The sequence below is a fragment of the Pseudomonas sp. PAMC 26793 genome (assembly GCF_000313235.1).
Lineage (GTDB): Bacteria > Pseudomonadota > Gammaproteobacteria > Pseudomonadales > Pseudomonadaceae > Aquipseudomonas > Aquipseudomonas yamanorum.
Genome location: NZ_AMXG01000054.1, coordinates 232145 through 249788 on the forward strand (window position 1 = coordinate 232145; position 17644 = coordinate 249788).

Sequence of the window (17644 nt, forward strand, 5' to 3'; positions counted from 1 at the left end):
TAGCGGTGTGTGTGGCGGCCGGGCAGCGGAAAGACTGGGTGGCGTCACAACGATGACTGATTGTATACAACTTAGTGCGCACTTTGTAAGCCTGTATTTCTGCATTTTTTCCGCAGGGTCTTCGCAGAATAGCATTGCAAGAAACCTGCCTGACTGGTCAGCTAAATTGAAAAAAACCTCATTCACTGTAGGAGCGAGCTTGCTCGCGAAAAACCTGAGAATGCCTCGGTAACCCTGAAGCGCTGCGTTATCGTTGAAGGTCTTCGCGAGCAAGCTTGCTCCTACAGAATCGATGTCAGCAACGGAAAGCAGGCTTGTTGAATTTATTGTGTACAATTTTTTTGAAAAGTGTCTTAATCAGCCATCGCCGGCTTTTTCAGTGACCTGAAAAGGTGCGGTCTTTCACTTTACTGACTTCGGGAGGCGCGTAGACGCTATGGGACGTTTGACCACACACGTATTGGACTCCGCGCATGGCTGCCCCGGTAGCGCGATCAAGGTTGAGTTGTACCGTGTCGAGGGTGCACAGCTTGAGCTGGTGGCGAGCACCCTGACCAACAACGATGGCCGCTGCGATGCCCCCCTGCTGCAAGGCGATGACTACCGCAGCGGTGTCTATCAGTTGCAGTTCAGCGCCGGTGATTATTACCGCGCTCGCGGTGTGCAACTGCCCGAACCTGCGTTTCTCGATGTGGTAGTGCTGCGCTTCGGCATCAGTGCCGAACAGGATCACTACCACGTGCCTCTGCTGATTTCGCCTTACAGCTACTCCACCTATCGCGGTAGCTGAGTCGTCACCGCGCTTCATACCCCCAAAGCTCTTCGTTGATTTCGCCCGCTCACACTGCGGGCTTTTTTTCGTCTGCCGGTTGAGGTCCGGTAACTATGTATAGCCTGCGGGGTCCGGCGCCTGCTTACCCTCGGTGTTTCATTTGGAGCCGTTGGCGACATGACTACCGAACAAGACGATGCCGACACCCTGGACCAGCAAGCGCAGATTCGCCAGCGCCTGACTCGGCGCCTCGACGCCAGCGGCCAGCCCAGCCGGTTCATCAATGAGCTGCATGCCGCCGAAGTGCGTTGCCGCGACGCGATCAGACAGTTGCGCCGCCTGCTGGAACCGGCGCCGGGCATTTATCGCCTGGTGCGCAAGGCTTTGCGTGAGGCCTTTTTCCTTGACCCCGACACGCTGTTGTTCAGCGAGCCGTCGACGCCTGGCGGGTCGCCAGTGGTGGACAGCCTGACTGACCGGGCGCTGGGCTTGCTGGACAATCCCCTGTTCCCGATCAACATCAATCGCTACACCCGCCTCAGCATGAGCACTGATGCCAGTTTCAAAGTGGCTTTCACCGCCAGTGACGCGCTGCATAAGGTCAATGCCTTGGGGTTGCCCGCACAGATCAACTCGGCGATCGCCGACTACTGGCAGGGGTTGGCGTTTGGCAGCGCGGTGTCGCGCGAGGAGCGTTGGGTGCAGGTGCACAGCGACTTCTTCGCCGAGCGGGCGTTTCTGGCCCATGCCCTGTACGACTTGTCGGACCATGGTTTTGCCATGGCGCTGGGCATCCTGGACGCGCCCACCCCACAGGCACGTGAGCAGGCGGGTGGCGCGTGGGGGCGCTTGCAGGTCTGCGAGCTGGTGTGGCCAACAGCTGAAGGGCACGGGGTGCCGTTCAGCGGCGCACTGCATATCTACCGCGAGGGCGATGAGCGAACCAGGCGCCAGGTGGTCTACCTGCCGGGCTCGGACAAGGTCTTTCATGAATTCGCCAGCCTGGCGCAGATGCAACTGAAATTGCCCGAACGGGTCCACGGCCCTGAGCGTGCAGCCCTCTGGCAGCGCCTGCCCCTGGCGCGCCGACAGGCGTTGGCGCACGCGTTCACGGTGCGTCGGTCGGCGGCGCTGACGGATGACGCCCTGCGGCTCAGCGCACTGGCGCAACTGAATACCCAGCGGGACAACGAATGGAACAGCCTGCTGGCGCGGCATGCCCCGTGGGTGATCGATGGGCCGGCAAGCGTCACGTTGAGTGCTGCGCAGCGCCTGAAAATAGTGGAGCGGGGCCGGCGCCCGGCACCCGCCAGCGAACGGCTGAGAGCCGCACTGGACCAACTGCTGGAGTGGGATCGTCGGCGCCGTGGCCAGGAAGTGAGTTGCGCCACACTGAACCCGGGCCTGGCCATGCGCACCGCCGAAGACCTGGTGCGGCGTCACGAGCAGGGCGCGCTGGCGCTGCTGAACAAGGCTGACCTGAGCGAAAAGTCCCGCCCTTACGACAGCCTCCAGACCCTGCAGGCGCAATGGCATGAACAGGTATCGGCTGTGTACGCGTTGCTCGACGGGCAGGAACATCGTGTGGGCCAGCGCGAGTTCTGGCTGGAAAAGGCCCCGGGGTCGACCCGCCATCGCGCAGCTCAACGCCTCAATGCCCAGCGGTCTGCGCTGGCAAAAGAAGCACAGTTGCAATTCAGCCTGGGGTTGATCAACGCCACCGACCTGGCACTGCTCACCGAGGTACTCGACCAACCGCTGGACGCTGAGCCTGGCAATAGCACCACCCGTGTTCTGCAACTGTCCGTCGGCCAGGCCCGGCAGCCGCTCTACCGGTTGACCGGGGCGTTTGTGGTCACCACCGCTGAGGCCCTGGAGGACATGGCTCGACAGCTGCCGGTGGTGCTGCATCTGCCGGGTAAGGACGGCGGCCTGCAAGCGTTCGATTGCCTGGATGAACTGTCGAAAAGCCTCGACCTCAGCCTCAAATGCCCGGACGGTTCGATGCTCTGGCACTGTATCGGGCGTGACCAGCGCCGGGAGGCGCGCGCAGTGATCGCTGCGTTGGGCCAGGCGCCGACGCTGGTGTACTTCGAGGTGCTGGAGAGCAATGTGCTGTCAGAGACCTTCAAGGAGCAGATCAGGCAATTCGCGCGGGTTGAGCGCTGGACGGCCGAGGGAGGGCGGCCCTTCAGCGAGGTGACGGACCAGGCGCTGGCCCGAGCCTTGCTGGCTCGCGAATGGGCAGACACGCTGCAACTGCCCCGCAGTATCGCTCGGGCGCAGGCACTGGCCAACGTCAGCGTACTGCGCCTGGCGGTGGCCCAGGCGAAGACGCTGCCGGCCTGGCTGGCGAGTGCATCGCCAGTGTTGCGCAAGCGTTATCAGCGCCAGCAAACGCATTGCCTGGCCAGCGCCATGGTCGTGGAGCAGCAACTGGCAGAGGCGCTGCCGAGCCTGGAGGATTTCGCCCGGCGCACGCTGATCGCGCAACTGATGCAGGATGAGTTGCACCCGCTGCTGGACATCGATACCCCATTCCTGGACATGCCTGACGATGTCAGTACGCACTGGGAGTCTCATCCCCAGCGGCCGGTGGGGGATTCCGGAATCAGGACCGTGGTCAGCAGGACACGCCATACCTACAGCCTGTTGCAGTTGGCGCTGCATAACCTGGACCCTGATGCGCCCTGGACCCGCTGGCGATTGCAGCACAGCCGTTACCTTGAGCCGCTATGGATGAAGCATTTGCCCCCCAGGCAGTTGATCCAGCTGATCGCGGAGCTGGACCTGGCGGGACAGTATGAGCGGCTGATTGCCCGGGCGTTTTACCCCTCGTCTGCGCAGGTGCCGGCGCGGTTATCTCAGGCCCTGCTTGAGCGGCCGTTGATCCAGCGGGCGCGGCTGGAGGAGTTCAGCGCTGCGCAGCAAGGTCTCAGTGAAGCAGCCCTCAGCCTGTTCTCCACGGCCTTGGCGGCGAGGACGCCTGCCGACCTTGAAAAAAACGGTCATCACATTCGGCTGTGCTGTGCCCATCTGGCAGCGCTGACCCTGGAGCAACCACGCCATATCAGCGGGATGCTGATTATCCAGGATCATCTGTCGGCCAAGACCCTGCTTTACTGGCCTGGCGTGCAGGGTTACCCGGCGCTCACCGAACACCACACGGTGGCAGCGGCCCGGCGGGCGTTGCTGGAAATGGCGGCTGCGCCTGGAAACCTCAAGGTCCTGGCGACAAAAGTCGCGCCGGGTTGGGAGCAGCAAGCCCTCGAGCGTTACCCCGTGACGCTGCGCTCCACCGGCTCGATGCTTGAGCCTGGTGTGTCGTTCATTGTGCGTGGAAATTCATTTTTTCCGTTACCCATCAGGGGGGTGTGGTGGGCAGTGGATGGCATCCGGCGCTGGTTCAGGGTGCGACGCGCACAACCGGCGACGGCGTTATCGGAGGTTGAAAAGGAGATCCGGGAGCAACTGGAAGCCGACCCCGGGCAGTGGCTGGGCATCACCGGCACCAACGGTTGTGACCTGTTGCGCATCCTTGCGCACGGCCAGGTGCTGGGGCTTGAGCGAGCGGTGCGCGCCGTCGCCAACTCGGCCAGGGAGCTGGCGAGCTATCGCGAGTTGCGGTTGGGCGAACAATCCGCGGCACGGGTGCGCGGGCTGTTGTCGTTCATTCCCGGGGTGAGCATCGGGGTCAATCTGTATGAGGTTCTGCTGGCGGCGCGTCGGTTCCATCACAGCGGTGATCCCAGGGATGGCATGGCCATGGGGTTTGCCACCCTGATCTTGATGGGTGATGTGGCGCTCACTGCGATGCCACATGTCAAAGGGGCGCCCAGGATCGGCATGCCGATCCGGCCCCTGTCGATGGTACCGGCGCTCAACCAGATACGTCGCCAGCACCGGCCCATTATTACCCTCGGCTTGCCGCCTGCCCGCAAGGCGCTGAAGGACATGGAGGCCTATCGCAAGGCGCTTTCGACAGAGGGGGCCGTCAGCTTGCACGGGCCGGTCAACCAGGGCAGCCGCGTCAGGGCCGGCGAGCAGTTTATTGTTGAAGAGGGGCACGTCTACCCGGCTTATCGTCGCCGCAACGAGCAGGTGTTACGCATCAAAAACCCAAAAGCCAACGGCGAGGACGAGCTGCTCCTGACCATCGAGCAGCCCGGTGAATGGCTATTGGGCGCCGATAATCCGCGCCCGGGAACCAGCACCGGGGTGCGCAAGCCATGGGAAACACCGGTGGGTGGGCCCGGGTGGGTCGCGCCGACGGTTTCTTATACCGAGCGCGTGGCCCGGCAGCCGCCACTGGTTGCCAGTTATTGGCAGGCCTGGGGGCAGCGGTTGGAAGGGCGGTCCGTGCAGGAGATTTCTGCGTCACGCAGGCTGTATCGGGTTCAGGGCGAGCACGCTTACGACGCCGTCAGGCTGGGGGATCATTATTTTGAGCTGCTGCCCAACGGTTCGAATGTCTCTGAAGGCATCATTTTCATCAGAAATCCCCAGGTGCCCGACGCGAGGCCCGGTCATGATTTATTGCGCAGGCTGTCGCACGACGTGCACGAACAACCCATCCCAGCGACGTTTGGCGCCGACCAGTTATGGACGCCTCGCCAGCCGCTGTTCAGCCGCCCGCTGTTTGACTCGGTGAGGGATGCCTTTCCCGGCTTGACACCGGCCAGCAACCGTTTCGTGACCGAGCGTCTTGTGGAGTTGGCGGATTCCGGCCGGTCGATGACGGTGAGTCGAATGCTCAACGTGCGCACGACGCTGGACGACTGGCTGCCGCCGGTACCCCGGGCGGCGGGCAATACGGATGATTTATTGCGCATGCTGCGGCCGGTGGTGCGCAGCGGGCGGGTCAGCGTCAATATCGGTATAGACGGGCTGGTGCCAGGCCTGGAGCGCGTGGATTTCCAGCTGCCGATGCCCCTTGCCCCGTCCATCCTCAATAACACGCGGACGGCGACCGGCCATCTGCGGCCGGTCGCGGCCCAAACCGCGGTCAGGCAAGTGCTCGAAGGGCAGGGGTTTGCTGTTCAGCCACTTTATAAAAGCAGCTCGGCCCAGTTGTTCAACTTTTTTTGCACGCATCCAAAGTCGAACAACCTGTATTACGTGCTGACGCGTTGGGCCGAGTCGCCGAGTATCGCGCTGGGATCGGGGAGCATGTTGCTATTGTCCGACGCCTGGTTTCGCGCGCCTAACCGGTCGGCGATGCGGCACCAGGCAGCCCTGCACCGGCCCATCCTGCAAGCGCTGGATGAGGGCCGGTTGGTCAGAATCATTGCGGGTATACAGCGGGTTGAACGGTCAAATCGCGTCACAGTGTTTTTCGTCAAGCTGTCGGATGTCTAGCGGCTCAACAACGACGCCGCACCCGCGCCGGAGAACAGCCCGGCGCTGATCCGGTTGAACCAGCTCTGGCCCTTGCCGCTGCGCAGGTAGCGCGCCGCGCCATGGGCGCCGAGGCCGTAGGCCAGCTTGCACAGCAGGTCGAGCACGGTCCAGGTGGCAATCATGATCAGCAACTGCGGCAAAAAGGCCTGCTGGGCGCTGAGGAATTGCGGCAGGAAGGCGGCGAAAAACAGAATGTCCTTCGGGTTGCTGGCGCCCAGCACAAACGCCCGGCCAAACAGCGCACGAAAACGCGGTGTGGCGGCCACTTGCGGTACGTCGGCACCGTGGGACGGTTGCCGCGATTGCTGCCAGCTCTGCCAGGCGAGATAGAACAGGTACACCGCACCGACGATCTTCAGGGCGCTGAACAGCTGTTCCGAGGCCAGCAACAACGCCCCCAATCCCAGCGCCGAGGCGCTTAGCAGGCAGATCGAGGCAATCACCCCGCCGAGAAAGGCCGGATACGAACGGCGCAGGCCGTAGTTCAAACTGTTGCTGATCATCAGCAGGGACAGGGGGCCGGGGATCAGGATCACCACCAGCGCAGCGCCGCTGAACAGCAGCCAGGTTTCCAGACTCATTGCATTCCTCCATTCGTACAAAAGCCCCACCCGACGGGGTGAGGCAGGGGCAAGCGGGTTGGCCTACAGGAACGCGAACTTGGCGATGAAGATCGCGCAAAGCACCCACAGGCTGATGGAAATTTCCTTGTGTTTACCCGTGCCGGCCTTCAGCGCCACGTAGGTGATAAAACCCAACGCGATGCCATCGGCGACGGAAAAGGTCAGAGGCATCATGATCGCCGTGACAATCGCCGGAATGCTGTCGGTGGCGTCGTCCCAATTGATATGGGCCATGCCGCTCATCATCAGCATCGCCACATAGATCAACGCGCCTGCGGTGGCATAGGCCGGAATCATGCCAGCCAACGGAGCAAAAAACATCGCGGCGATAAACAATACGCCAACCGTAACGGCTGTCAGCCCGGTACGGCCACCGGCGGCCACCCCGGCGGCGCTTTCCACGTAACTGGTGACGGGTGGCACGCCAACCATGGCGCCGAACACGCTGGAAGCACTGTCGGCTTTCAGGGCGCGGGAGAGGTTTTCGATCTTGCCGTCAGCATTCACCAGGCCTGCACGCTGGGCGACGCCCATCAAGGTGCCGGCGGTGTCGAACATGTGCACGAACAGGAAGGCGAACACCACGCTGATCATGCTGACGTTGAACACGCCCATCACGTCCATGGCCATCCAGGTCGGTGCCAGGCTTGGCGGGGTGGCCATGATGCCGTGGTATTCCACCAGGCCCAGGCCCCAGCCGGCGAGGGTCACGGCGATGATGCTGATCAGGATCGCGCCGAATACCCGGTGGTAGCTGAGGATCGCAATCAACAGGAAGCAGATGGCCGCCAGCAAGGGGGCGGGTTCATGCAGGGAACCGAGCTTGATCAGGGTGGCCGGGCTTTGCACGATGATGCCGGCGGTTTTCAGGCCGATCACCCCGAGAAACAGCCCGACACCTGCGCCCATCGCGTGGCGCAGGCTCACCGGAATGCTGTTGAGCAGCCACTCGCGAATACGCGAGAGTGTCAGGATCATGAACAACACCCCGGAGACAAATACCGCACCCAGCGCCGTCTCCCAGTTGTAGCCCATGGTGCCGACCACGGTGTAGGTGAAGAACGCGTTCAGGCCCATGCCCGGCGCCAGGCCTACGGGCCAGTTGGCGTAGAGCCCCATCAGCAGGCAACCCAGCGCGGCGGCGATGCAGGTGGCGACAAACGCCGCGCCATGATCAATGCCGGCGTCGGCCATGATGTTGGGGTTGACGAAGATGATGTAGGCCATGGTGATAAAGGTCGTGAGGCCGGCGATCAGCTCGGTCTTCACTGTGGTGCCATGCAAGCGGAGTTTGAACAGGCGTTCCAGCCAGCCATGCTTCGCGGGCGAGAGCTGGGGGGGCGATAGGTCCAGCGGGGCTTCGGATTTGCGGCTTTCCACAGCAAGTACTCCTCAAGAGTTTTATTGTTATTTCCAGCACCGGTCACATGAGTGGGCAGCAGCGCTTTGAGGTACCAGCGGGTTTTGTTGACCAATAGGTCAGGAACTCGCACGAAGCGAATTATGCTTTTGTATACAAATAAAGCAAATAATGTTTTGTATTTTGTGTGCGAAAAGGATGAAAGGCAATTCAGGATTGGCCACTGAGTGCCTTGTTTACCGCCAGCCAGCCTTCTACTGCCGTCTCGCCAGCCTCGGCAAACGCCCGTTGCAGCAGCTTCACTTGCTCGCGCCGCAGGGATTGTTCGAAACGCTGACCTTCCTCGGTCAACTCCAGCAAGCGCTTACGCTTGTCGGTCTCGGACGCCACGCTGATCACCAGGTGCATTTCCTGCAGTTGGCGCAGCGGCATGTTCAACGCCTGTTTGCTCACGCCGAGCAGTTCCAGCAGTTCCTTGACGCTCAACGCCGGGTAGCGCGCGATAAAGAACACAATGCGTTGATGCACCCGGCTCAAGCCGCGACGTTCAAGCATTTCGTCGGCCTTGGCGGTGAACGCCTGGTAGCCGAAGAAGAAGGCTTCCATGGCGGTTTGTTGGCTGGTCTGGTTTTTAAGGTCAAGCATATTGACGTATCTGCCCAAGTCGTCGTAATTTCGGTCAACCAGTTTGACGTATTTCCCTCAGGCTTCGCTACCGGTGACCCTTATGGCCTTTTCAGAACGTGTTTCGCGCCTTAAAAGCTCCTTGATCCGTGAAATCCTCGCGGCAGCGCAAAAACCGCAGGTGATGTCCTTCGCCGGTGGCCTGCCGGCCGAAGTGATGCTGCCCAAGCTGGATTGGACGGACATGCCGCTGAACATCGGCCAGTACGGCATGAGCGAAGGCGAGCCGCAGTTGCGTGAACTGCTGGCGGCCGAGGCGCGGGGGCTGGGTATTGCGTGTGAGGCCAGCCAGGTCATGGTGGTCAGTGGCTCACAGCAAACCCTGGATCTGGCGGCCAAGCTGTACATCGACAAGGGCACCAAAATCCTGCTGGAAGGCCCGACCTACCTGGCGGCGTTGCAGATATTCCAACTGTTCGGCGCTGATTGCCTGACCGTGCAGCTTGAGGCGGACGGTCCGGACCTGAAGGCGCTGCGCAACAGCCTTGAGCAGGACCGTCCGTCCTTCGTCTACTTGATCCCGACCTTCCAGAACCCGTCGGCGGTTCGCTACAGCGAGGCCAAGCGCCAAGCCGTCGCCGCGCTGCTGGACGAGTTCGGCGTGACCCTGGTCGAAGACGAGCCCTACCGCGAACTGACCTTCGACGGCGGCAGCGCGCAACCCATCGTCAGCCGGTTGAAGAAGGCCAGCTGGATCTACACCGGCACCGTGTCCAAGACCCTGTTGCCCGGCCTGCGGGTCGGCTACCTGATCGCCAGCCCCGACCTGTTCCCGCACCTGCTCAAGCTCAAGCAGTCGGCGGACCTGCACACCAACCGCGTGGGCCAGTGGCAGGCGATGCAGTGGATCGGCACCGAGAAATACCAGCACCACCTGGTGGAACTGCGCGGTTTCTACCGAGGCCGCCGCGACGCATTCCAGGCTGCACTGGCGCGGCATTTCAGCGACCTGGCCGACTGGCAAATACCCCAGGGCGGATTATTCTTCTGGCTGACCTTGAAACAGCCGCTGGATACCCGCACCTTGTTGGCACCTGCGCTCGACCAGGACATCGCGTTCATGCCCGGTGAGCCGTTCTTTTCCGAGCCGGACAATCATCACGGTCACTTGCGGCTCAATTTCAGCCATATCGACCCGGCGCGCTTGGACGAAGGTCTCAAGCGTCTCGCTGCGGTGGTCCGTCAAGCACAGCACGCGCAAGCGGCATAGGGGAGCCTCCATGTACAAGGTTTACGGCGATTACAAATCGGGCAATTGCTACAAGGTCAAACTCATGCTCAGCCTGTTGGGCATCGACTATGAGTGGATTGATGTCGACATCCTGAAGGGTGACACCCAGACCCCGGAGTTCCTGGCCAAGAACCCCAACGGCAAGATCCCGGTGCTGGAGCTCGAAGACGGCACCTGCCTGTGGGAATCCAACGCAATCCTCAACTTCCTCGCCGACGGGAGCGAGTTCCTGCCCACCGAACCGCGCCTGCGCACCCAAGTGCTGCAGTGGCAGTTTTTCGAGCAGTACAGCCATGAGCCGTACATCGCGGTGGCGCGGTTTATCCAGTTTTACCTGGGGCTGCCGGAAGACCGGCTGGAGGAGTACAAGAAGCTGCACAAGGGCGGTTACAAGGCCCTGAAGGTGATGGAGCGCCAGTTGCAGTTAACGCCGTATCTGGTGGGCGACCAGTTCTCGATTGCCGATGTGGCGCTGTATGCCTACACCCATGTGGCGGATGAAGGTGGTTTTGACCTTGGCGCTTATCCGGGTGTGCAGGCGTGGTTGAAGCGCGTGGCCAGCCATCCAAAGCATGTGCCGATGCTGGGCTGAAATGCGCTCAAAAATGTGGGAGCGGGCTTGCTCGCGAATGCGGTGGATCAGCCAACCTATGTATGGGCTGACCCACCGCCTTCGCGAGCAAGCCCGCTCCCACATACATTTAGTTTTGCGGTGCGCCAGGTAATTCTTCACTGAGCAACTCAAAACAGCGCTGCGCCGCCGGGCTCAACGGCTGCCCACTGCGACTGATCAACCCGATCTCCCGGTTCACCCCCGGGTGATCAATGGCAATCCGCTTCAACCCTTCCAGACTGTCCGCCGCCGATTCCGGCAACACACTGATCCCCAAGCCCTGCCGCACCAACGCCAGCACGGTCGACATGTAGTTGGCCTCCATCCCCGCGAGCATCGTCAGGCGCGTCTCGTCGAACAACGCGTCCACCTGTTCCCGCACGCTGCTGTCGCGGCCGGTGAGGATGATCGGCTGCTCGGCCAGTTGCTCCAGGCTTAGCTTGGCATAGCGCGTCAGCGGATGATCCAGCGGCACAAACGCACACAACCGGTCATTCAGCACCGGCACAAACGCAAACCCATGGCTCAGCCTCGCCCGCACACCAATACCGAAATCCACCTCGCCCGAACGCACTTGTGCGTGAATGCGGTGAGCCACCAGGTCATGCAAGCGCACCTCGATCCCGGCAAAACGTTCGCGAAACAGGCGCAGGGCAGGCGGCAATGCGCCGGCGCACACGGAGGGCAGGGCGGCGATGGTCACCACGCCTCGGCGCAAGGCTGCGAGGTCACGGGAGCCGGTGACGATGTTGTCCAGGTCCAGCAACAGCTTCTCCATCGGCCCGCGTGCGTCCAGGCCGGCGGCGGTGATGCTGACGTGGCGCGGGCTGCGGTCGAGCAGGGCAACGCCCAGCCATTCCTCCAGTTGTTGCACCTGCACGGTCAGTGCCGAGGGCGATAGGTGCAGTTCGTTGGCCGCCTTGGTAAAGCTGCCTGTACGGGCAACGGCGAGAAACGCCTGGATATGCTGGATCGAATTTTTCATTTTTATTTTGCTCGAGCGTTTTGTTTTTTCGAATGTGGAGTGCCGAATATTCCAATTTACAAAGCCTAACGCGATTCCAATACTCCAGGGAAAACAATAACCGGCCGAAAACGCCGTTCTGGAGCTACCCCATGCTCGCTACCCTGGGTGTCATCACCATCCTGTGCCTGCTCACCGCCGTCATGAGCAAACGCCTGTCGCCACTGGTGGCCCTGATCGCCTTGCCGATCATTGCCGCACTGCTCGGCGGTTTCGGCCTGCAAACCAGCGCCTTCATCATCACCGGCATCAAGAACGTCGCCCCCGTGGTGGGCATGTTTGTGTTCGCGATCCTGTTTTTCGGGATCATGACCGATGCCGGTATGCTGGATCCAATCATTGATCGCATCCTGCGCACGGTAGGGACGCGTCCTACAAGGATTGTCGTCGGTACCGCGACCCTGGCATTGCTGGTGCACCTGGACGGCTCCGGCGCGGTGACCTTTCTGGTGACGGTGCCGGCGATGCTGCCGCTGTACACGCGACTGGGGATTGATAAACGTATCCTCGCCTGCGTGGCGGCGATGGCGGCCGGGGTCAACTTCCTGCCCTGGACCGGCCCGGTGTTGCGCTCTTCGGCGGCGTTGCATGTGCCGGTGGCGGACTTGTTCCAGCCACTGATCCCGGTGCAGATCGTCGGCCTGGTCTTTGTGTTCGCCTGCGCCTGGTGGCTGGGCCACCGTGAAGAAAAACGCCTGGGGCTGGGCGCCGGTTCCAGCGTGGAAGCGGTGCCGCAACGGGTGCTCAGCGACGATGATATTGCCCTGCGTCGCCCGCGGTTGTTCTGGGTCAACCTGGTTCTGACCGTACTGGTGATGGTGGTGATGATTGCTGGCTGGGTCGACCCGGTGGTGATGTTCATGCTCGGCACCGTGGTGGCGCTGTGCATCAACTACCCGAACGTCGACGCCCAGCGCGCACGGATCGATGCCCACGCAAAAACCGCCCTGACCATGGCCAGCATCCTGCTCGCCGCTGGTGTGTTCACCGGCATCATGCAAGGCACCGGCATGCTCAAGGCCATCGCCGAAGTGGCGGTGGCGCAGATTCCGGCGGGCCACGGCAAGTTGATCCCGGCGGTGGTGGGTTTCCTGTCGATGCCGTTGAGCATGCTGTTTGATCCCGATTCCTACTATTTCGGCGTGATGCCGGTAATCGCCGAAGTCGGCAAGGCCCTGGGCGTCGACCCGTTGCAAGTGGCCCAGGCCTCGTTGCTGGGCGTGCACACCACCGGCTTCCCGGTCAGCCCGCTGACGCCCGCGACCTTCCTGTTGGTGGGCCTGTGCAAGATCGAACTGGCCGATCACCAGCGCTTCACCATCCCCTTTCTGTTCGCCGCGTCGGTGTTGATGACCCTGACGGCTTTGCTCCTGGGAGTGATTTGACATGAAAACCTTGCGCATCGGTTCCGGCGCCGGCTACTCCGGCGACCGTATCGAACCTGCGGTGGAATTGGCCGAACAGGGCGACCTGGATTACCTGGTCTTCGAATGCCTGGCCGAACGCACCATCGCCCTGGCGCAACAGGCGCGGATCAGCGATCCACAAGGCGGTTACGACCCGCTGTTGAGTGAGCGCATGCGCCGCGTGCTGCCCTTTGTCGGCCAGCCCGGCGGGCGCCGGCGCTTGCGGGTAATCACCAATATGGGCGCGGCCAACCCGGTGGCGGCGGCGGTGGAAGTGCGCCGGATTGCCGCTGAACTGGGGCTGAACCTCAAGGTGCTGGCGGTGATAGGCGATGATGTACTCGAAACGTTGCGGGGCCAGCCGGAGCAACGGCTCGACAACGGCCAGACCCTTGGCTCATTGGGCGACCGGCTGATTTCCGCGAACGCCTACCTGGGCGCCGAGGGCATTATCGACGCCTTGCGCGCCGATGCCGACGTGGTGATCACCGGCCGGGTGGCAGACCCTTCGCTGTTCCTGGCGCCGCAGATGTTCGAATTCGGCTGGGCTGCGGATGATTGGCAACGGCTGGGGCGCGGCACGCTGGTGGGGCATTTGCTGGAATGTGCCGGGCAGGTCAGCGGTGGCTACTTTGCCGATCCGGGCTTCAAGGATGTGGACGACCTGGCGCGCCTTGGCTTTCCGTTGGCCGAGATTGATGCAGACGGCGAGGCACTGATCACCAAGGTCGCCGGCTCCGGCGGGCGGGTCAGCCGGGCTACGTGCACCGAACAACTGATCTACGAAGTGCACGACCCGGCGGCGTACCTTACGCCGGACGTATGTGCCGACTTTTCCCAGGTGTCGTTTGCTGAGGAGGCCGTCGACCGGGTGCGGGCCCACGGCGCAAGCGGGCGGCCACGGCCCGAGCAGTTGAAAGTCAGCGTCGGGTATCTGGACGGCTGGATCGGCGAGGGTCAGATTTCCTACGGCGGCCCGGGCGCGGTCGCTCGTGCACAACTGGCTCGCGACGTGGTCCTGAAACGGTTGGAACTGACCGGCGTGCGCCTGCAGGACGTGCGTGCCGAACTGATCGGCATCGACTCCCTGCACGGTCCGCGCAGCACTGTTGAACCGTGGGAAGTGCGCCTGCGCATTGCTGCCCGCTGCGAAGAGCGCAGCGAGGCGGTGCGCGTCGGCAATGAAGTGGAAACCCTCTACACCAATGGCCCGTCCGGCGGCGGCGGTGCCAGCAAGAGCCTGCGCCAGGTGGTGGCGGTGGCATCGTTGCTGTTGCCCCGTAACGCGGTCAACCCGAGGATCGAAGCATGAAGCTGCACACTCTGGCCCACTCCCGTACCGGCGATAAGGGCGACACCTCGAACATCTCGATCATCGCGTATCGGGCCGAGGACTATCCGCTGCTCTGCGAGCAACTGACGGCTGAGGCGGTGGCGGCTTTTTTTGCGCCGTTGCTGGAGGCGGGCGCTGCACCGGTGCGGCGTTATGAGCTGCCCAATGTGCAGGCACTGAACTTCGTGTTGCCGGGGATCTTGCGGGGCGGGGTGACGCGGTCGCTGGCGCTGGATGCCCATGGCAAGTGCCTGGGCTCAGCGCTGCTGGATATTGAATTGGCCATACCAAACTAATGTGGGAGCGGGCTTGCTCGCGAATGCGGTGGATCAGCCAACCTATGTATTGGCTGACACACCGCATTCGCGAGCCAGCCCACTCCCACACAGGATCCTCGCTGTTTCTCAGGCCGCCGCAAACCGTTTGTCCAGGTAATCGATGATCACCTTGGAGTCGTACATCCAGGTGGTCTGGCCGTTCTCTTCAATGCGCAGGCACGGCACCTTGATCTTGCCGCCTTGTTCCAGCAGGGTCTGGCGGTCCTGTTCGTTGTTCTTCGCGTCCTTCAAGGCCACCGGCACGTTCAGGCGGTGCAGGGTGCGGCGGGTCTTCACGCAGAACGGGCAGGCGTGGAATTGATACAGGGTCAGGTCCTTGGCCGCTGCGTTCACCTGCGCCTGTTGTTCGGCAGGGCGCTGCTTTTTGCGCGGACGGGTCAGGAAGTCGCCGGCGATGATGACGTGGCCGAGACCCACTCGAAGTGCTTTGACGAACATGGCTGAAATCTCTTGCCCTAGACTGAAGGGGCCGCAGCTTACCTGATTTTTCACAGGCGAAAAAAAACCGGCGATGAACGCCGGTTTTTCCAGGTGCTGCGTATTACTTGATCAGGCTGAGAAACTCGCTGCGGGTCGCCGCGTTTTCGCGGAACTCACCCAGCATCACCGACGTGATCATCGACGAATTCTGCTTCTCCACACCGCGCATCATCATGCACATGTGCTTGGCCTCGATCACCACCGCAACGCCCAGGGCGCCGGTGACCTGCTGGACCGCATCGGCGATCTGGCGGCTGAGGTTTTCCTGGATCTGCAGGCGACGGGCATACATATCGACGATACGCGCGACCTTCGACAGGCCCAGCACTTTGCCGCTCGGGATGTACGCGACGTGAGCCTTGCCGATAAACGGCAGCAGGTGGTGTTCGCACAGCGAGTACAACTCGATGTCCTTGACCAGCACCATTTCGCTGTTGTCAGAGCTGAACAAGGCACCGTTGGTGACTTCTTCGAGGGTCTGTTCATAACCGCGGCAGAGATACTGCATGGCCTTGGCGGCACGTTTTGGCGTGTCGAGCAGGCCCTCGCGGGAAACGTCCTCGCCGAGCTGGCCGAGGATCGCGGTGTAATTCTGTTCCAGGGACATGAAACTACCTAGTGGGGTTTTCGCAAAGGGCAAGGGTACGGTGGCCAACACATCGCTGCAAGCCTGACGATGGCACTTGTTACTCGTCGCGACCTTCCATCATGGTGCGCTTGAGCATCACGTACACCGCGCCAGCGCCGCCGTGACGTGGCTGGCATGAGGTAAAACCCAGCACTTGGGAGTGCTGGCGCAACCAGGTGTTGACGTGGCTTTTGATCATCGGCCGCTTGCCGTCCAGGCGCACGGCCTTGCCGTGGGTAATGCGCACGCAGCGGATTTCGAATTGAGTGGCTTCGGCGAGGAACGCCCAGAGGGTTTCGCGGGCTTTTTCGACGGTCATGCCGTGCAGGTCGAGGCTGCCTTCGAACGGGATCTGGCCTACCTTGAGCTTGCGCATCTGGCTTTCCTGCACGCCGTCGCGGGCCCACATCAGCTCGTCTTCGGGGCCTACATCGATAACGAACTGATCCGACAGACCGTCCACGGTGGTGGCGTCCATACGTACGGTCGCGGCCTGGCGCAGCTTGGCGATCTGGGCGCGGTCGGTCTTGGGTTTGCCGGTGTCTGCGCGATCATGCTTGATCGGCTTGACGCCGCGCAGCTCGTTCTTGAATAGGGAAAAATCGTCGTCTTGCATGTCAGCCTCCGCGAAGGGCGGGCAGTTTACCTAATCGCGGCGGCTTGATGCGCAACAAACGCTATCGGCATGCCATCAGTCGTGCTTTTTCATCAGGTGCGAGGCGATGTTCAGTGACAGGGGCTGGCGCATGCGCCGACGGCAACGGCGCCACAGCCAGACGCCAAACCACAGCACCAACAGGCCAATGACCAACAGTATTGCAGAACCGCCAGGGCTGGCGTTCAGTTCGCCCAAGGCCGGTGAATGTCCAACCAAACCAGCGCCGCCGGCAATTGCCAGTAGTACGCCACCTATCGCCAACAGCGCGGCAAAGCCGGCGCCGATGCGCAGACGCCAGTTGCTCGGGCCCTTGGGGCGCAAGCGACGAGCGTCAAAACCATCGGATATCTTCATTCCGACCTTTCCTCCAGGGTATCGGCCCTTCGACCGGAAGATACACAGGTTGTTCCGGGTACAGAGGCAATTGCAGCAAATGACAGGTTTTTGCGGATGAGCGGGCGGCTACCCGCTCATCGAAGGTCGATCAGATCAGATCTTTGGTCAAGGCGAGGGTGGCGAAGTTGTCGGCCATGATGGCCATTTCGGTCTGCTGCACGTGTTCGGCGCTGAGGATGCCGCCCTTGTAAGGCAGGTCGCGGGTGGCGCAGGCGTCTTCTACCAGGGTGCAGCGAAAGCCCAGGTTCTTCGCCGCGCGCACGGTGGTGCTGACGCTGGAGTGGCTCATGAAGCCGCAGACAATCAGGTCCAGGGAACCGAGGTCTTGCAGGTGCTTCTCAAGGCCAGTGCCGTGGAACGCGCTGGGCAGCAACTTGCCGATGATGGTCTCGTCGGCCTGGGGCTCGAGGCCTGGAATGAATTCACCGCGCTCGCCCTGGGGATCAAACAGCCCGCCGACTGTGCCCAGGTGGCGCACGTGCACGATCGGGCGCCCGGCGTTGCGCGCGGCAGCGGCCAGTTGCTTGATGTTTTCGACAGCCGCGTCCATGCCCGAGAGGGCGAGGGGACCGCTGAGGTATTCCTTCTGGGCGTCGATGATCACGAGGGTCGCATGGTTCAGGTTCGCCGCTGCGTAACCACGACCGCTGAGTTGAAACATCGTCTTTGGAACGGACATTCTGGGGCTCCTGTGAGTG

General features: G+C 62.1%; 16 protein-coding genes. 7 read left to right on the forward strand and 9 right to left on the reverse strand.

The features are described 5' to 3' along the window. Positions 1-436 precede the first annotated feature (436 nt). Complete coding sequence (gene uraH / locus D109_RS0128920; protein WP_017479986.1) at positions 437-790, forward strand: hydroxyisourate hydrolase; 354 nt, start codon at positions 437-439, stop codon at positions 788-790. Between the two features lie 159 nt (positions 791-949). Then, entirely contained in the window at positions 950-6130 is a 5181-nt protein-coding gene (locus D109_RS0128925) for a dermonecrotic toxin domain-containing protein (RefSeq protein ID WP_017479987.1), read from the forward strand. On the opposite strand, the gene D109_RS0128930 is transcribed toward D109_RS0128925, so the two are convergent. The 3 genes from D109_RS0128930 to D109_RS0128940 all read right to left on the reverse strand — a co-directional run bounded on the left by D109_RS0128930 (position 6127) and on the right by D109_RS0128940 (position 8800). After that, positions 6127-6753, reverse strand: coding sequence for a LysE family translocator (locus tag D109_RS0128930; RefSeq protein WP_017479988.1), 627 nt, complete (start codon positions 6751-6753; stop codon positions 6127-6129). The two genes, D109_RS0128925 and D109_RS0128930, sit on opposite strands and share 4 nt — an antisense overlap. A gap of 63 nt (positions 6754-6816) precedes the next feature. Then, the gene (locus D109_RS0128935; protein ID WP_226477241.1) at positions 6817-8148 is read right to left on the reverse strand and encodes an NCS2 family permease; all 1332 of its coding nucleotides are present in this window, start codon (positions 8146-8148) and stop codon (positions 6817-6819) included. A gap of 217 nt (positions 8149-8365) precedes the next feature. Next, entirely contained in the window at positions 8366-8800 is a 435-nt protein-coding gene (locus tag D109_RS0128940) for a MarR family winged helix-turn-helix transcriptional regulator (protein WP_017479990.1), read from the reverse strand. Between the two features lie 82 nt (positions 8801-8882). Here D109_RS0128940 and D109_RS0128945 point away from each other — a divergent pair, with 82 nt between their 5' ends. Together D109_RS0128945 and D109_RS0128950 are read left to right on the forward strand one after the other, a co-directional pair. Further along, positions 8883-10049: a PLP-dependent aminotransferase family protein gene (locus tag D109_RS0128945; RefSeq protein ID WP_017479991.1), complete on the forward strand. Its 1167-nt coding sequence runs from the start codon at positions 8883-8885 to the stop codon at positions 10047-10049. A 10-nt stretch (positions 10050-10059) separates the two neighbouring features. Continuing rightward, positions 10060-10662, forward strand: coding sequence for a glutathione S-transferase family protein (locus D109_RS0128950; protein WP_017479992.1), 603 nt, complete (start codon positions 10060-10062; stop codon positions 10660-10662). Positions 10663-10771: 109 nt separating this feature from the next. Here D109_RS0128950 and D109_RS0128955 read toward each other — a convergent pair whose 3' ends face one another. Beyond that, positions 10772-11668 (reverse strand): LysR family transcriptional regulator, encoded by an 897-nt coding sequence (locus tag D109_RS0128955; RefSeq protein WP_017479993.1) that lies wholly within the window; start codon positions 11666-11668, stop codon positions 10772-10774. A gap of 131 nt (positions 11669-11799) precedes the next feature. Between D109_RS0128955 and D109_RS0128960 the strand changes: the two genes are divergently transcribed. Genes D109_RS0128960 through D109_RS0128970 form a run of 3 tightly spaced genes read left to right on the forward strand, consistent with a single transcriptional unit; the run spans position 11800 to position 14742 of the window. Further along, positions 11800-13092 (forward strand): CitMHS family transporter, encoded by a 1293-nt coding sequence (locus D109_RS0128960; RefSeq protein ID WP_017479994.1) that lies wholly within the window; start codon positions 11800-11802, stop codon positions 13090-13092. Position 13093: 1 nt separating this feature from the next. Next, positions 13094-14425: an acyclic terpene utilization AtuA family protein gene (locus D109_RS0128965; protein WP_017479995.1), complete on the forward strand. Its 1332-nt coding sequence runs from the start codon at positions 13094-13096 to the stop codon at positions 14423-14425. After that, on the forward strand, positions 14422-14742 hold the full coding sequence (locus D109_RS0128970; RefSeq protein ID WP_017479996.1) for a hypothetical protein: 321 nt from the start codon (positions 14422-14424) through the stop codon (positions 14740-14742). The genes D109_RS0128965 and D109_RS0128970 overlap by 4 nt, the downstream gene beginning before the upstream one ends. Before the next feature lie 108 nt (positions 14743-14850). Here D109_RS0128970 and D109_RS0128975 read toward each other — a convergent pair whose 3' ends face one another. The 5 genes from D109_RS0128975 to D109_RS0128995 form a co-directional block, all read right to left on the reverse strand. Beyond that, on the reverse strand, positions 14851-15222 hold the full coding sequence (locus D109_RS0128975) for a glutathione S-transferase N-terminal domain-containing protein (RefSeq protein ID WP_017479997.1): 372 nt from the start codon (positions 15220-15222) through the stop codon (positions 14851-14853). Positions 15223-15325: 103 nt separating this feature from the next. Then, positions 15326-15871 (reverse strand): GTP cyclohydrolase I FolE, encoded by a 546-nt coding sequence (gene folE, locus D109_RS0128980; RefSeq protein ID WP_003204506.1) that lies wholly within the window; start codon positions 15869-15871, stop codon positions 15326-15328. Positions 15872-15950: 79 nt separating this feature from the next. Further along, the gene (locus tag D109_RS0128985) at positions 15951-16508 is read right to left on the reverse strand and encodes a Smr/MutS family protein (RefSeq protein ID WP_017479998.1); all 558 of its coding nucleotides are present in this window, start codon (positions 16506-16508) and stop codon (positions 15951-15953) included. A gap of 75 nt (positions 16509-16583) precedes the next feature. Continuing rightward, on the reverse strand, positions 16584-16904 hold the full coding sequence (locus D109_RS0128990) for a hypothetical protein (protein WP_003213133.1): 321 nt from the start codon (positions 16902-16904) through the stop codon (positions 16584-16586). Between the two features lie 130 nt (positions 16905-17034). Then, positions 17035-17625 (reverse strand): cysteine hydrolase family protein, encoded by a 591-nt coding sequence (locus tag D109_RS0128995; protein WP_026078288.1) that lies wholly within the window; start codon positions 17623-17625, stop codon positions 17035-17037. Between the last annotated feature and the right edge of the window lie 19 nt (positions 17626-17644).

Coding starts and splice junctions, on each gene's coding strand:
- uraH (WP_017479986.1), top strand. CDS start 437: ATGGGACGTTTGACCACACACGTATTGGACTCCGCGCATGGCTGCCCC.
- D109_RS0128925 (WP_017479987.1), top strand. CDS start 950: ATGACTACCGAACAAGACGATGCCGACACCCTGGACCAGCAAGCGCAG.
- D109_RS0128930 (WP_017479988.1), bottom strand. CDS start 6,753: ATGAGTCTGGAAACCTGGCTGCTGTTCAGCGGCGCTGCGCTGGTGGTG.
- D109_RS0128940 (WP_017479990.1), bottom strand. CDS start 8,800: ATGCTTGACCTTAAAAACCAGACCAGCCAACAAACCGCCATGGAAGCC.
- D109_RS0128945 (WP_017479991.1), top strand. CDS start 8,883: ATGGCCTTTTCAGAACGTGTTTCGCGCCTTAAAAGCTCCTTGATCCGT.
- D109_RS0128950 (WP_017479992.1), top strand. CDS start 10,060: ATGTACAAGGTTTACGGCGATTACAAATCGGGCAATTGCTACAAGGTC.
- D109_RS0128955 (WP_017479993.1), bottom strand. CDS start 11,668: ATGAAAAATTCGATCCAGCATATCCAGGCGTTTCTCGCCGTTGCCCGT.
- D109_RS0128960 (WP_017479994.1), top strand. CDS start 11,800: ATGCTCGCTACCCTGGGTGTCATCACCATCCTGTGCCTGCTCACCGCC.
- D109_RS0128965 (WP_017479995.1), top strand. CDS start 13,094: ATGAAAACCTTGCGCATCGGTTCCGGCGCCGGCTACTCCGGCGACCGT.
- D109_RS0128970 (WP_017479996.1), top strand. CDS start 14,422: ATGAAGCTGCACACTCTGGCCCACTCCCGTACCGGCGATAAGGGCGAC.
- D109_RS0128975 (WP_017479997.1), bottom strand. CDS start 15,222: ATGTTCGTCAAAGCACTTCGAGTGGGTCTCGGCCACGTCATCATCGCC.
- folE (WP_003204506.1), bottom strand. CDS start 15,871: ATGTCCCTGGAACAGAATTACACCGCGATCCTCGGCCAGCTCGGCGAG.
- D109_RS0128985 (WP_017479998.1), bottom strand. CDS start 16,508: ATGCAAGACGACGATTTTTCCCTATTCAAGAACGAGCTGCGCGGCGTC.
- D109_RS0128990 (WP_003213133.1), bottom strand. CDS start 16,904: ATGAAGATATCCGATGGTTTTGACGCTCGTCGCTTGCGCCCCAAGGGC.
- D109_RS0128995 (WP_026078288.1), bottom strand. CDS start 17,625: ATGTCCGTTCCAAAGACGATGTTTCAACTCAGCGGTCGTGGTTACGCA.